Source organism: Microbacterium meiriae, from assembly GCF_040686935.1.
GTDB lineage: Bacteria > Actinomycetota > Actinomycetes > Actinomycetales > Microbacteriaceae > Microbacterium > Microbacterium meiriae.
Window position 1 is genome coordinate 63,579 of record NZ_JBFBMF010000001.1, and the last position, 13,289, is coordinate 76,867.

Consider the following 13,289-nt stretch of genomic DNA (forward strand, 5'->3'; position numbering starts at 1 on the left):
GTCGTCCCTGGGAACTCCCCCTCTGTCATGGGCCTGAGAGCTTCGCCCGCGCGAGCGCAGGGCTTTCACCGTCGGCGGATCCCCGGGTGCTCGGGATCGCTTTTCAGAGCGGCCGGACCTCCGCGGTACGCGTACCTGAGAGATTGGCGGGGAGGCTTGCTCCTTCGGTGCCCGGCTGCATGCGCCGGGGCTCTCCCGCGTCGGTCGTTCGGCCTGTCTTCGATTGTGGGTTCAGTCTAGCGGTCTCCCCCGCCCGCTCAGGAGCCCAGGGCGAGCTCCGCCCTGACCTCGTCACGGAGCCTGCCGAGGTTCTCCGGTTCGGGTGCCGCCGCCAGAAGCGTCTTGGTGTACTCGTGCTGCGGGTTCAGGATCACCTCGTCGGCTGTTCCCCGCTCCACGACATCGCCTTGGAAGAGCACCATGATGTCGTCGGAGAAGTGCCGCGCGGTCGCCAGATCGTGTGTGATGTAGAGGACGCCGAGGTTCTCCTCGCGCTGCAGCTCGGCGAGCAGGTTGAGCACGCCGAGCCGGATCGACACGTCGAGCATCGACACCGGCTCGTCCGCCACGATGAACCGGGCACCGGGGGCGAGGGCCCGCGCGATCGCCACGCGTTGCCGCTGCCCACCGGAGAGCTCGTGCGGGCGCCGTTCGGCGAAGCTCTCCCCCGGAGTGAGCCGCACGCGCTCCAGCAGCTCGATCGCCCGCGCCCGCACCTCGCGGCTGTCGAGCTTCGGGTGGTGCAGCCGGATCGGACGCTCCAGGTGGTGCACGATCGTGTGGAAGGGATTCAGCGAGGCGAACGGGTCCTGGAAGACCATCTGCACGTCCGACCGGTAGCGCTCCAGGGCCGAGCCCCGCGTGCCGGATTCCTCGCCGTCCAGGAGGATGCTCCCCGAGGTCGGCGTCTCCAGCTTCATCAGCATCCGGGCGATGGTGGATTTCCCCGACCCGGACTCGCCGACGAGGGCCGTGGTCCGCCCCGCCTCCAGGGTGAACGACACGTCCTTCACCGCGTGCAGCACACTCGTGCGGAACCCCGACCGCAGGTGGAAGTCCTTGACGAGGTTCCTCGCCTCGAGGGTGCCCGCACGCCTCGTCCCGTCCACGCTCATCGGATGACCTCCTGGTTCACGCCGCCGCTGCGGACGAAGTCGCCCCGCTCGCCCGTGAGGGACGGGAAGCTCGACAGCAGCCGCTGGGTGTACTCGTGCTGCGGGTTGCGGTAGATCTCCTCGGCCGTGCCCTGCTCGACGATCCGTCCCTGCAGCATGACGGCGATGCGGTCGCTGATCTCGATGAGCATGGGCAGGTCGTGGGTGATGAAGATCACGGCGAACCCGAGCTTCTCCCGCAGACGCATGATCTCCCGGATGATGCCGCGCTGCACGACCACGTCGAGCGCCGTGGTGGGCTCGTCCATGATCATGACCTGCGGGTCGAGTGCCAGCGCCATCGCGATCATCATGCGCTGGCGCATGCCGCCGGAGAGCTCGTGCGGGAAGCTCGTCAGCCGCCCGGGGTCGACGCCGACGAGCGTGAGCAGCTCCTCGGCGCGCTCCTGCTTGGCCTTCTTCGACATTCCGGGGCGGTGGGTGTCGAAGATGTCGAAGATCTGCGCGCGGACCGAGATGACGGGGTTGAGGGAGTTCATCGCCCCCTGGAAGACCATCGAGATCTTGTCCCAACGGAATGCGCGCAGCCCGTCGCCGTCGAGTCCGACGACGTCGATGTCATGGCCGTCGCGGTCGTGGAACACGATCTCGCCGGCGGTCATCAGAGCCGGCGCCTTGAGCAGCCGGTTCATCCCGTACGCGAGGGTGGTCTTCCCGCAGCCCGACTCCCCCGCGAGACCGAGGATCTCGCCCCGGTGGAGGGTCAGCGAGACATCCCGGACCGCCTTGACGGGCGGATCGACCTCGTACTCGATCGAGACGTTCCTGGCGGTGAGCACGGCGTCGCTCATGCGGTGACCCCCTTCTCCTTCGCGGCCTTGCGCAGACGACGGGCCGCATCGGGCGCGTTGCGCAGCTTCGGGTTGATGACCTCGTCGATGGCGAAGTTGATCAGCGCCAGTCCTGCGCCGAGGATCGCGATCATGATGCCCGGCGGCACGAACCACCACCACGCCCCCCGGCCGAGAGCCTGACCGGACTGGGCGTCGTTGAGGATCGAGCCCCAGGTGATCGAGGAGTTCGGGCCGAGGCCGAGGTAGGAGAGCCCCGCCTCGCCGAGGATGGCGAAGATGATCGCGAACAGGAACTGCGCGGTCAGCAGCGGGAGCAGGTTCGGCATGATCTCGACGAGGATCACCCGGAGGGACTTTTCCCCTGCCACCTTCGACGCGTACACGTAGTCGCGGGTGCGGAGCGAGCGGGTCTGCAGCCGCAGCACGTACGCCGCTCCGGCCCAGGAGGTGATGCCGAGGACGAAGGCGACGAGCTGCCAGCTGCGCTGCGGCACGAACGACGCGATCACCATGACCAGCGGCAGTCCGGGGATCACGATCATGACGTTGGTCAGCAGCGCGAGGACGTCCTCCCGCCAACCGCCGAGGTACCCGGCCAGGACACCGAAGAGGAGCGAGAGCACGATGGCGATGCCGCCGGCCGTGACGCCGATGAGCAGCGACCCCTGCGCTCCGATCGCGAGCTGCGCGAGCACGTCGTTGCCGAGCTTGGTCGTGCCCAGCCAGTGCTCCGCCGACGGCGCGGCGAGGGCGGGGTTGTCGGTGCTGCGCGGGTTCTGCGTGAAGAACGGCGCGATGATCGCGAAGAGCACGATGGCGAGCACGAGCACGGCACCGACGATGAACTTCGGCGAGGTGCTGGGCAGGATGCGGCGGCGTCTGCGTTCCTGACGCTGGGTGGCCAGAGCGACGGTGCCCTCGGGGGCGACGGTGGGCGACTCCTCCACGAGGAGCGGGTTCTTCGTGTCAGACATTCTGGCGAGCCCTCGGGTCGATGAAGCCATAGACGAGGTCCATGAAGAAGTTGGCGACGAGCACCGTGAGGGTGATCACGAGGAACAGCCCCTGCATCAGCGCGTAGTCGTTGTTGGTGACGGCCTGGAACATGAGCTTGCCGACACCCGGGTAGGTGAACACCTGCTCCATGACGATGGAGCCGGCGACGACGAAGCCGAGGGTGATCGAGAAGCCTGCGATCGACGGGATGGCGGCGTTCCGCGCGGCGTACGTCGTCATGATGCGCCGCGGCCGCAGTCCCTTCGCCTCAGCGGTGAGGACGTAGTCCTCGGCGAGCGTGGAGACCATCATGTTGCGCATGCCGAACATCCAGCCGCCCACCGAGCTGATCACGATCGTGATCGCGGGAAGGAGCGAGTGGGTGACGGCGTCGGTGAAGAACGCCCACGTCGGTTCCGGGCCCTCCGGGAAGTCGAAGACGTCGTAGCCGCCGAACATCGGGAACCAGCCGAGCCCGACCGCGAAGACGGCGATCAGGACGAGCGCGAGCCAGAAGTACGGGATGGACTGCAGCACGGTGGTTGCCGGGATCAGGTGGTCGACCCAGGTACCGCGCTTCCACCCGGCCCAGGCGCCGAGCACGACGCCGAGCAGGAAGGAGATGACCGTCGCGGTGCCGACGAGCACCAGCGTCCAGGGCAGGGCGCCGGCGATCAGCTCGGCCACCGGGGTGGGGAACTTGGTCACCGACACCCCGAGATCGCCGCGGAGCATGCGTCCCCAGTAGGCGAGGTACTGCTCCCAGAGGGACGCATCGTCGCCGCCGAGCAGGAGCTTGATGTTGCGGATGGTGGTCTCGGAGACCTCTCCGCCGGCCCGCTGCATCTTGGCGATCATGATGTCGGCGGGATCCCCCGGCATGAGCCGGGGAAGCAGGAAGTTGATGGAGATCGCAGCCCACAGCGTGAACGCGTAGAACCCGATCCTTCGTGCATAGAACTTCATGTCACTCGTCCTGACTTCCTGCTTCCCCTGCTCCTCTCGTCACTCAGCCGGCGGGCTTGATCTGCGTCAGCACGTATCCGGCAGCGATGGCGCCCCAGGACGGCGGGAACGCGTAGAGGTTCTCCTCGGTCGGCCAGCCGGTGTAGTCCTTCGTGTTGTAGAAGGTCTGCGTGGCGTTGATCACGAGCGGGATGTAGGGCACGTCGTTGACGATCGCGTCCTGGATGGTGGCGTAGAGCTCCTTGCGCTCGGCCTCGTCCTCGGTGCTGATGGCCTGCTGGATGGCCGCATCGACGGTGGGGTTGTTGTAGCGGCTGAAGTTCCAGCGCCCCGGGGGGATCTCGGTGCCGACCGGGCTGGTGGACTGCACCTCGGTGCCGCCGAACCAGTCGCGGTAGATCTGGAACGGGTCGGCGATGGTCGTGCCGACCACGCCGCCGACGATCAGCTGGAACTCGCCGGACTGGCGGGCGTCGACGAACTCCTGCCACTGCACGGTCGACGCGGTGATCTTGATGCCCGCGGCCTCGGCCTGCTCGGCGATGAGCTTCGCGGCGTCGTTGTAGTCCGTCCAGCCGTCGACCGAGATCAGGCTGAGCTCGACGGGCGCGCCGTCCTTCTCGTAGATGCCCGACGAGCCCTTGGTGTAGCCGGCGGCCTCGAGGATGGACGCGGCCTCCTCGACATTGGCCTCCTGCGGGCTGACCTCGTACGCGTCGTCCGTGAGCCACTTCTCATCGCGCGGGAGCAGCGTGTAGGCGGGCGAGACGTCGGCGGTGAGACCGACGAACGCCTTGTCCTTGATGGTGGCCCGGTCGACGGCGACGTTCAGCGCCTGCCGGACGGCCACGTCCGTCTGCGGCCCCGTGCAGCCGAGCTCGGCGTTCGAGCACGTGTAGAGCACCGTCGGGTCCTGCGGCGTGTTGATCCACTCGATCTTGCCGTTGGCGGTCGCGTCATCCGGGTTCGGGATGAACATGCCGGTCCAGTCGAGCTCGCCCGCCGTCACGAGATCCTGCGCGGTCTGATTGTTGTCGACCGCGATGTACTGGACTTTCTTGATGGCCAGCTCGTCGGCACCGCGGTAGTTCTCGTTGGCGACCAGCGTGTAGGACTCGCTCGTGGTCTTGTCCACGACGTACGGGCCCGACCCGACCGGCTCCTCGTTCGTGAAGTTCGCGAAGTCGTCGACGTCCTTCCAGATGTGCTCGGGGAGGATGTAGCTCGAGCCCATCCGCTGGAACTCCGTGGTGTACTGCGCGATGCCGTAGGTGAGCACGACCGTGGTGTCGTCGGTGGCCTCCGCGGAGACCAGCTGATTGCCCTCGGGGTTGTTCGCCTCGTACAGGAAGGTGAAGGCCACGTCCGCGGCCGTGAGCGGCTCGCCGTCGCTCCACTTCAGGTCGGGCTTGATCTTCACCGTGATCTGCGTGCCGTCCTCGTTGTACTCGAAGGACTCGCCGATGAGGCCGATGGGCTCCTCGTCCTTGGTCTTGTTGTAGAAGAACAGGGGCTCGTAGATCGGGCCGAGTGCGCCATGGAGCACGTTCGGGGCGAAGGGGTTGTAGTTCGTGGTGATCGGCGTCGTGCTGCCGGCCCAGACGCGGAGGGCGCGGTCGCTGGACGCGTCGCCGCCTCCGTCATCGCTACCGCCGCCGCCGCAGGCCGTCAGGCCCAGGACGAGGACCGAGGCCCCCGCGACCGCCGTGAGCGCGATCTTGCGCTTTCCGTTACGGATCATTCTTCATTTCCTCTCGGTGCTGCACTGCAGGAGGGATTCTCCGGTTGGAGCCGAACCCCGGCCGGGGTTCACGGGAACCCCGGGAGGCGGCCGGTGGCCACTCTCGAAGGGGTTTGTTAGGACAGTAACCTAACAAACCCACCCCGGGGGGACAAGCCTTCCCGCGGGGAGGAGATAACGTTTCGGACTCGACGCGTTCGTTCGTCATCTGCGCGCACTAAAGGTCCCAATAACACTAAGATCGAATCCGGAGGTTAAGGTGCCTATGACTCGAAGTGCGGACATTCGCGTCGCCGTCTCGACAGTGATCCTCACGCTGCGCCGCGGTGACGATGGTCCGCCCGTGCTCGCGCTCCCCCTCGTCCGCCGCACCCGCGAGCCGTTCGCGGAGCGGTGGGCGCTCCCCGGCGGGTGGCTCACCCCCGAGGAGTCGCCGGTCGATGCCGCGGCCCGCACGCTCGCCGAGACGACCGGCCTCGCCCCCACCTACCTGGAGCAGCTCTACGCCTTCGGCGCCGTCGACCGCTCCCCCACGCGGGTCGTCTCGATCGTGTACTGGGCCCTGCTCCGCCAGGACGACGTCGAGGCCCAGATCACCGCGCACCGAGCCTCGGGCCGCGCGCCGGAGAACGTGGAATGGTTCGCTGCCGACGACCTGCCGGCGCTCGCCTTCGATCATCACGAGATCATCGAGTACGCGCTCTGGCGCCTGCGGAACAAGGTCGGATACAGCCGTGTGGCCCAGGGCTTCCTGCCCGCCGAGTTCACGCTCGCCGAGCTCCGGGAAGCCTACGAGTCGATCCTGGGGCGCGCGCTCGACCCCGCGAACTTCCGGCGGCAGGTCGAGTCCGCCGGCAACCTGACCCGCACCGACCGCTTCCGGACGGGCAGTCATCGCCCGGCCCGCCTGTACCGCGACGACACCGATCTCGAGCTGGCCGACCGCGGTCCGCTCCGCCCCGAGGAAACGAGAACCCGATGAGCATCACCTTCGTCCCGACGCCCGCGGTCCCCCCTGCGGACCCGTCCGTCGACCACGCGATCCAGGCCATCGTCGGCGGGGTCTCCACCGATGCCACCTGCACGACCGACCTCGCCGTCGGACCGTGGGACTTCGACACGCGCCCCGGGTACGGCCCCGGATCCTCCATGGGCGACGTCATCCCCACCGGGGCTCCCCGGCAGGGAGAGCTCCCCGGGGCCTACCGCGAGGCCGGCGAGGCGGAGCTCCACCGACGCATCGAGGCGGCGAAGGCCACGCTCGGAGACAGGGTGGTGATCCTCGGGCACTTCTACCAGCGCGAGGAGGTGGTGGCTCATGCGGACGAGGTGGGCGACTCGTTCCAGCTCGCCACCGCCGCCACGATGCGGCCGGATGCGGAGGCGATCGTCTTCTGCGGTGTGCACTTCATGGCCGAGACCGCCGACCTCCTCTCCCAGCCCGACCAGGCGGTGATCCTGCCGAACCTCGCCGCGGGGTGCTCGATGGCGGATATGGCCGACATCGACCAGGTGGAGGAGTGCTGGGAGCAGCTCGCCGACGTGCTGGGCGACCTCGACACCCCCGACGCCGACGGCCGCGTGCCGGTGATCCCCGTCACCTACATGAACTCCTCCGCGGCGATCAAGGGCTTCGTCGGTCGGCACGGCGGCATCGTGTGCACCTCATCGAACGCCGCCACCGTGCTGGAGTGGGCCTTCGCCCGCGGCCGTCGCGTGCTCTTCTTCCCCGACCAGCATCTGGGTCGGAACACCGCGAAGGCCATGGGGGTGCCGCTCGACCGGATGCCGATGTGGAACCCGCGGCGAGCGCTCGGCGGCTCCACCCCGGAGGAGCTCGTCGACGCGGAGGTGATCCTCTGGCACGGCTTCTGCTCCGTGCACCGGCGGTTCACCGTGGCGCAGATCGACCAGGCCCGCGCGGAGCACCCGGGGGTCCGCGTGATCGTGCATCCGGAGTGCCCGATGGAGGTCGTCGACGCGGCCGACGCGGCCGGCTCCACGGAGTACATCCGCCGCGCCATCGCCGAGGCCACGGAGCCGACGACGTTCGCGGTCGGGACCGAGATCAACCTCGTGCGCCGCCTGGCCGCGCAGTACCCGCAGCACCGGATCTTCTGCCTCGACCCGGTCGTCTGCCCGTGCTCGACCATGTACCGCATCCACCCCGGCTACCTCGCGTGGGTCCTGGAGGAGCTGGTCGCCGGCCGCACCCCGAACCGCATCACGGTCTCCCCTGACGTCGCCGCCCCGGCTCGCCTCGCGCTCGAGCGGATGCTCGCCGCCAAGCCGCCGGTGGCCGCCGGGGCACGATGAACGTCGTCGTCGTCGGCTCCGGGATCGCCGGACTCACCGCCGCGCTGCACGCGCACGAGCTCGGGCATGCCGTGACGCTCGTGACGAAGAGCGCGCTCGGGGGCGGATGCACGCCGCTCGCGCAGGGCGGCGTGGCCGGCGGCTACGGGCCGGGCGACGGACCGGCGGCGCATGCCGCCGACACGATCAGCGCCGGAGCGGGTCTGTGCGATCCGGCCGCCGTCGACGCCCTCGTGGCAGACGGCGCCGCCCGGATCGCCGAGCTCCGGGCCCGCGGCGTCGCCTTCGATCGGGCGCCGGGCGGTGCACTCGCCCGCGGGCGGGAGGCGGCGCACACCCATGCCCGCATCCTCCACGCCGGGGGCGACGCGACCGGGGCCGCGATCTCTGCGGCGCTGTGCGCGGCCGTTCAGCGCACGCCGATGTCCGTCCGCGAGCGGACGATGCTCCTCGATCTGATCGTCGAGGCGGGACGGATCCGCGGGATCACGGTCCTCCGCGACGGCGGCGCGGTCGAGATCCGGGCCGACGCCGTGATCCTCGCCACGGGCGGGGCAGGGCAGCTCTACGCGCACACGACCAATCCGATCGAGACGACCGGCGACGGCATCGCGGCGGCTCTGCGCGTCGGCGCCGCCATCGCCGACCTGGAGTTCGTGCAGTTCCACCCGACCACCCTCCCCGGCGTCCCGGTCTTCCTCCTGTCCGAAGCCGTCCGCGGTGAGGGGGCCGTGCTCCGCGACAGCGACGGACGACGGTTCGTGTTCGACAGCCACCCCGACGGGGAGCTCGCCCCGCGCGACGTCGTCGCCCGGGCCATCGCCGGTCAGGCAGCCCGGCAGGGGACGCCCGTGCACCTCGATGCCACCGGGCTGGGGGCCGACGCACTCGCCCGCCGCTTCCCGACCATCGACCGCGTGACGCGCGACCGCGGTTTCGACTGGTCCCGGGAGCCGCTGCCGGTGACCCCCGCCGCGCACTACCTCATGGGCGGCGTCGTCACCGACCGGCACGGACGGACCACGATCCCGGGGCTGTACGCCGCCGGCGAGATCGCCCGGACAGGAGTGCACGGAGCCAACCGGCTCGCCTCCAACTCGCTTCTCGAAGGAGCCGTGTTCGGAGCCAGAGCCGCCGCCGCGCTGGATGAGCCATGGCCCACCGCTGCCGTCGACATCACCCCGTGTCCGTCACCGACGGACGGGACAACGGCGGCGGACGCGGATGTCGCACCGGAGCCCCTCCCCCCGTTCGACCGCGCGGCTCTGCAGCGGCTGCTGTGGGACGAGGTCGGCCTGCGGCGGAACGGATCCGGCCTGCAGCGCGCTCTCCGCATCGTGCGCGGGTGGGCCGTCGGGTTGCCTCCTGCGGTCGACGTCCGCACGTACGAGGACCGGAATCTGCTGCTGGTCGCCGACGCCACCCTCCGTGCCGCCCTGGCACGCCCGGCCTCGGTCGGCGCCCATCACCGCGATGATCCCGCCCCCGGCGCACCGACCATGGCACACCCGTCGATCCTGGAGACCGCCTGATGCTCACCCACGCCACCCTGCACCGCGTCGTCGGAGCCGCGCTCGAGGAGGACGCCCCCTGGGGCGACCTCACCAGCACCACCCTGCTCCCCGCGGAGACGACGGCCACGGCGGACCTCGTCGCCCGCGAGGACGGGGTCTTCAGCGGCGGCGAGGTGTTCGCCGCCGCGTTCCTCCTCACCGACCCGGACGTCACGGTCGACCTGCACGTGGGCGACGGCGATGCCTTCACGGCTTCCGACGTGCTGGCCACCGTGACAGGGCCGGCCCGCGCTGTGCTCACCGCCGAACGCGTCGCGTTGAACTTCGCGCAGCGGATGTCGGGCATCGCGACGCTCACCGCCGCCTACGTCCGCGAAGTCGAGGGAACGCGGGCGCGCATCGCCGACACCCGCAAGACCACGCCCGGTCTGCGGGCGTTCGAGCGGCACGCGGTCGTGTCCGGCGGCGGGCGGAACCATCGGTACTCGCTCTCCGACGCGGTCATGGCGAAGGACAACCACCTCGCAGTGCTCCAGAGGTCCGGGCTCGATCTCGCGACGGCTCTCCGCGAGGCACTCTCGCGGCTGCCGCACACCGCCCACGTCGTCGTCGAGGTCGACCGTCTCGACCAGATCCCTGCAGTGCTCGACGGCGGCGCCCATACCGTGCTCCTGGACAATTTCTCCCTCGACGATCTGCGCGCCGGCGTGGCGCTCATCGGCGAGCGCGCCACCGTGGAGGCCTCGGGCGGCGTCGAGCTGACCACCGTCCGCGCCATCGCCGAGACCGGGGTGGATGTGATCTCGGTCGGAGCCCTCACGCACTCCGCGCGGGCGCTGGACCTCGGACTCGACCTCCGGATCGACTGAGTCCGTGCTGTACCTCGACCACGCCGCGACGTCTCCGGTACGCCCCGAGGTGCGGGCGGCCATGGAGCCCTTCCTCACCGAGGTGTTCGGCAACCCCGCCAGTCACCACACCGCGGGCGAGACCGCGGCGCGCGCGCTGGAGGACGCCCGCGCCCGGGTGGCCCGCGTGTTCGGGACGCGGGCCGGGGATGTCGTCTTCACCGGCGGCGGCACGGAGGCGAACAACCTCGCCGTGAAGGGACTCGCCCTGGGAGCGCTCGCCTCCGGCCGGCGGCGCGTCGTCGTGTCCCCCATCGAGCACGAGTCGATCCGGGAGTCGGCGGCGTACCTCGCGCGGTTCCACGGGGTGACGGTCGCGATGCCCGCCGTCGACGGCACCGGACGGATCACGCCGGACGCCCTCGACACGGCGCTCACCGACGACACGGCCGTCGTGTCCCTCGGACACGCGAACAACGAGATCGGCACCGTCCAGGACATCGCGGCGCTCCGCGAGGTCGTCCACGCCCGCCGCGTGCCCCTCCACGTCGACGCCGTGCAGTCGGCCGGCTGGCTGGCGCTGCACGAGCTGCATGCCGACGCGGTGTCGATCGCCGGGCACAAGCTCGGCGCTCCCAAGGGCACCGGGGCGCTCGTCGTCCGCGGACGCCTCCCTCTGGAACCGCTCCTGCACGGCGGCGGCCAGGAGCGTGGGCGGCGGTCCGGCACCGTCGACGTCGCGGGAGCGGTGGGCCTGGCGACGGCACTGGATCTCGCCGAGCGGGAGCGCGAAGACACCGCGACCCGGGTGGAGGCCGCGACGGCGCGTTTCATCGCCGAGGTGCAGCGCCGCGTGCCCGTGGCCGCACTCACGGGGCATCCCACGCAGCGGCTCCCCGCGACGGCGAGCTTCACGATCGCCGGCGTGAGCGGCGAGGCGGTGCTGCTGGAGCTGGAGCGCCGCGGGGTGATCTCGTCCAGCGGCTCCGCCTGCGCCGCGGGCAGCGACGAGCCCTCCCCCGTGCTGCTCGCGTGCGGCATCGCCCCGGAGGTCGCCCAGACCGCCGTGCGCTTCACCTTCGGGCGCTCGGCCCTCCCTGCGGACGCTCCGGAGCGTCTCGCCGCACTCGTCGCGGAAGCGGTCGACGCGGTCCGCGGCTGACGGACGGCCCTAGACTCGGCGGAGTGACCGCCCCCGCCCCGATCGTGACGCTGATCGTGCCCGGACGCGACATCGCCGCGTTCGCCCCCGCCGCCCTCGACTCCCTCCGTGCGCAGACGGACGAGCGGTGGCGTGCGATCCTCATCGACGACGGCTCCACCGACGACACGGGAGCGATCTTCGCCGACGCCGCCGCGACGGATCCCCGCTTCACCCTGATCCGGCATGAGGCTTCCGTCGGGCTCGGCGCCGCGCGCAATGTCGGCCTCGCACGGGTCGACACGCCCTTCACGGGCTTCCTCGATGCGGATGACGAGCTGATGCCGGACGCCCTCTCGACGCTCGTGGGCACGCTCGAACGCACGGAGAGCGACTTCGCCGCCGGTGCCTACGTGCGGCTGCGTCCCCAGGGGCGAGGGTACGTGCCCGGCCGCGTACAGCCGTGGGTGGCCACGGCGACCTCTCCTCGCCGTCTCGGCACCACCCTCGCGGAGCACCCGCAGGCCGTGTCGAACATCGTCGCGTGGTCCAAGGTGAGCCGCACCGAGATGTGGTCCGACCTGCGGTTCCCCGAGGGGGTCGCCTACGAGGACCAGGTCGTCGCGCAGACGATGTACACCCGGGCGCGCGCCTTCGACGTGCTGCCTGACGTCGTGGTGCGCTGGCGCGTCCGAGCGGACGGCACCTCGATCACCCAGAGCAAGGCGCAGCCGCCCGTGCTCCGCGACTACCTCGCTGCGCTCCGCGGCGGCATCCGTGTCCTGCAGGCGGCGGGCGCGCACGCCGCCGTGACCGCTCGACTCGACCTCATCCTCGCGATGGACGTCGCTCCGCTCCGGGAGATCGCGGACACGCACCCGGATCCCGCCTACGCGGCGGAGGTGTCCGCGTTCCTGGCCGAACTGCGTGCCCTTCCCGAATTCGCCGACGCCCGCCCCGACCCCACCCTCGCCGACGCCCTCGCGTGGTGAGCCCCGCCGGAAGGACCCTCGCATGACCGACTACCTCTCCTCGCTCTTCGCGCTCGACGGCCGCACCGCGGTCGTGACCGGCGGCAGCTCGGGCATCGGTCGCGGCATCGCGACAGCGCTCGCCCGCGCCGGCGCGGCCACGGTGATCGTCGCCCGCGGCGCGGAGCGCATCGCGGAGACCGTCGAGGAGCTGAACGCGCAGGGGTGCCGGGCCGCGGGCGTCGTCGGCGATCTGGGCTCCCGCGACGGCATCCACGCGGTCGCGGAGGCCGCTGCCGTCCCCTTCGGCGAGCCGGACATCCTCGTCAACTCCGCCGGCATCAACATCCGTCCGCCCTACGCCGAGATCACCGAGGCGGACTGGGACGCGACGATGACCGTCAACGCGCTCGCCCCGTTCCTCCTCGGTCAGCGCTGGGCGCAGGGCATGGCTGCGCGCGGGTACGGGCGGCTCATCCACATCAGCTCGCAGCAGGCGCACCGGGCATTCGTGGGCAGCGGGGTGTACGGCGCCTCCAAGGGCGCGGTCGAGTCGCTCATGCGCTCGGAGGCCGAGGCCTGGGGTGGTACCGGCGTGACGAGCAACACCCTCGTCCCGGGATTCGTCCTCACTCCCCTGAACGCCCGCCTGCAGGAGGATCCCGCCACGATCGCGGCCCTCGCGGCCCGGACGATGGTCGGACGCAACGGCCTCCCGGAGGACTTCGCCGCGGCCGCGGTCTTCCTCGCCGGTCCCGGCTCGGCGTACGTCACCGGCCAGTCGCTGTTCGTCGACGGCGGGCTCTCCGTCCACTGACCCGCGAAGC

Annotated in this window: 12 protein-coding genes and 2 riboswitches; of the genes, 7 read left to right on the top strand and 5 right to left on the bottom strand. The window is 70.6% G+C overall.

Annotated elements, in window-relative coordinates:
* Positions 1 to 15: 15 nt before the first annotated feature.
* A riboswitch (glycine riboswitch) is annotated at positions 16 to 112 on the bottom strand.
* Between the two features lies 1 nt (position 113).
* Positions 114 to 208, bottom strand: a riboswitch (glycine riboswitch).
* A 49-nt stretch (positions 209 to 257) separates the two neighbouring features.
* The 5 genes from AB0P08_RS00290 to AB0P08_RS00310 are packed head-to-tail and all read right to left on the bottom strand — an operon-like array spanning position 258 to position 5,672.
* The gene (locus AB0P08_RS00290; RefSeq protein ID WP_187663636.1) at positions 258 to 1,115 is read right to left on the bottom strand and encodes an ABC transporter ATP-binding protein; all 858 of its coding nucleotides are present in this window, start codon (positions 1,113 to 1,115) and stop codon (positions 258 to 260) included.
* Complete coding sequence (locus AB0P08_RS00295; RefSeq protein WP_363587397.1) at positions 1,112 to 1,966, bottom strand: ABC transporter ATP-binding protein; 855 nt, start codon at positions 1,964 to 1,966, stop codon at positions 1,112 to 1,114. Before AB0P08_RS00295 ends, AB0P08_RS00290 begins: the two co-directional genes overlap by 4 nt.
* A complete protein-coding gene (locus AB0P08_RS00300) occupies positions 1,963 to 2,943 on the bottom strand; it encodes an ABC transporter permease (protein WP_259962736.1) in 981 nt (326 codons plus the stop codon). The genes AB0P08_RS00295 and AB0P08_RS00300 overlap by 4 nt, the downstream gene beginning before the upstream one ends.
* Entirely contained in the window at positions 2,936 to 3,931 is a 996-nt protein-coding gene (locus AB0P08_RS00305; RefSeq protein WP_363587399.1) for an ABC transporter permease, read from the bottom strand. Before AB0P08_RS00305 ends, AB0P08_RS00300 begins: the two co-directional genes overlap by 8 nt.
* Positions 3,932 to 3,974: 43 nt before the next feature.
* Complete coding sequence (locus AB0P08_RS00310; protein ID WP_060923234.1) at positions 3,975 to 5,672, bottom strand: ABC transporter substrate-binding protein; 1,698 nt, start codon at positions 5,670 to 5,672, stop codon at positions 3,975 to 3,977.
* A 265-nt stretch (positions 5,673 to 5,937) separates the two neighbouring features.
* Between AB0P08_RS00310 and AB0P08_RS00315 the strand changes: the two genes are divergently transcribed.
* The 7 genes from AB0P08_RS00315 to AB0P08_RS00345 are packed head-to-tail and all read left to right on the top strand — an operon-like array spanning position 5,938 to position 13,279.
* Positions 5,938 to 6,654 carry an NUDIX hydrolase gene (locus tag AB0P08_RS00315; RefSeq protein WP_259980525.1) on the top strand — a complete coding sequence of 239 codons (717 nt, stop codon included), beginning with the start codon at positions 5,938 to 5,940 and terminating at the stop codon, positions 6,652 to 6,654.
* Complete coding sequence (gene nadA / locus AB0P08_RS00320; RefSeq protein WP_363587401.1) at positions 6,651 to 7,988, top strand: quinolinate synthase NadA; 1,338 nt, start codon at positions 6,651 to 6,653, stop codon at positions 7,986 to 7,988. The genes AB0P08_RS00315 and nadA overlap by 4 nt, the downstream gene beginning before the upstream one ends.
* On the top strand, positions 7,985 to 9,520 hold the full coding sequence (nadB, locus tag AB0P08_RS00325; RefSeq protein ID WP_363587403.1) for an L-aspartate oxidase: 1,536 nt from the start codon (positions 7,985 to 7,987) through the stop codon (positions 9,518 to 9,520). Before nadA ends, nadB begins: the two co-directional genes overlap by 4 nt.
* Positions 9,520 to 10,371, top strand: a complete 852-nt coding sequence (gene nadC / locus AB0P08_RS00330; protein WP_259962727.1) for a carboxylating nicotinate-nucleotide diphosphorylase — start codon at positions 9,520 to 9,522, stop codon at positions 10,369 to 10,371. Before nadB ends, nadC begins: the two co-directional genes overlap by 1 nt.
* Positions 10,372 to 10,375: 4 nt before the next feature.
* Positions 10,376 to 11,512 (top strand): cysteine desulfurase family protein, encoded by a 1,137-nt coding sequence (locus AB0P08_RS00335; protein WP_363587405.1) that lies wholly within the window; start codon positions 10,376 to 10,378, stop codon positions 11,510 to 11,512.
* 23 nt (positions 11,513 to 11,535) lie between these two features.
* Positions 11,536 to 12,483 carry a glycosyltransferase family 2 protein gene (locus tag AB0P08_RS00340; protein ID WP_363587407.1) on the top strand — a complete coding sequence of 316 codons (948 nt, stop codon included), beginning with the start codon at positions 11,536 to 11,538 and terminating at the stop codon, positions 12,481 to 12,483.
* Positions 12,484 to 12,505: 22 nt separating this feature from the next.
* Positions 12,506 to 13,279: an SDR family NAD(P)-dependent oxidoreductase gene (locus AB0P08_RS00345; RefSeq protein ID WP_136050923.1), complete on the top strand. Its 774-nt coding sequence runs from the start codon at positions 12,506 to 12,508 to the stop codon at positions 13,277 to 13,279.
* Positions 13,280 to 13,289 lie beyond the last annotated feature (10 nt).

Bases quoted from the DNA above. Each gene is read 5' to 3' on its own strand.
- AB0P08_RS00290 (WP_187663636.1), bottom strand. From the start codon at position 1,115: ATGAGCGTGGACGGGACGAGGCGTGCGGGCACCCTCGAGGCGAGGAAC.
- AB0P08_RS00295 (WP_363587397.1), bottom strand. From the start codon at position 1,966: ATGAGCGACGCCGTGCTCACCGCCAGGAACGTCTCGATCGAGTACGAG.
- AB0P08_RS00300 (WP_259962736.1), bottom strand. From the start codon at position 2,943: ATGTCTGACACGAAGAACCCGCTCCTCGTGGAGGAGTCGCCCACCGTC.
- AB0P08_RS00305 (WP_363587399.1), bottom strand. From the start codon at position 3,931: ATGAAGTTCTATGCACGAAGGATCGGGTTCTACGCGTTCACGCTGTGG.
- AB0P08_RS00310 (WP_060923234.1), bottom strand. From the start codon at position 5,672: ATGATCCGTAACGGAAAGCGCAAGATCGCGCTCACGGCGGTCGCGGGG.
- AB0P08_RS00315 (WP_259980525.1), top strand. From the start codon at position 5,938: ATGACTCGAAGTGCGGACATTCGCGTCGCCGTCTCGACAGTGATCCTC.
- nadA (WP_363587401.1), top strand. From the start codon at position 6,651: ATGAGCATCACCTTCGTCCCGACGCCCGCGGTCCCCCCTGCGGACCCG.
- nadB (WP_363587403.1), top strand. From the start codon at position 7,985: ATGAACGTCGTCGTCGTCGGCTCCGGGATCGCCGGACTCACCGCCGCG.
- nadC (WP_259962727.1), top strand. From the start codon at position 9,520: ATGCTCACCCACGCCACCCTGCACCGCGTCGTCGGAGCCGCGCTCGAG.
- AB0P08_RS00345 (WP_136050923.1), top strand. From the start codon at position 12,506: ATGACCGACTACCTCTCCTCGCTCTTCGCGCTCGACGGCCGCACCGCG.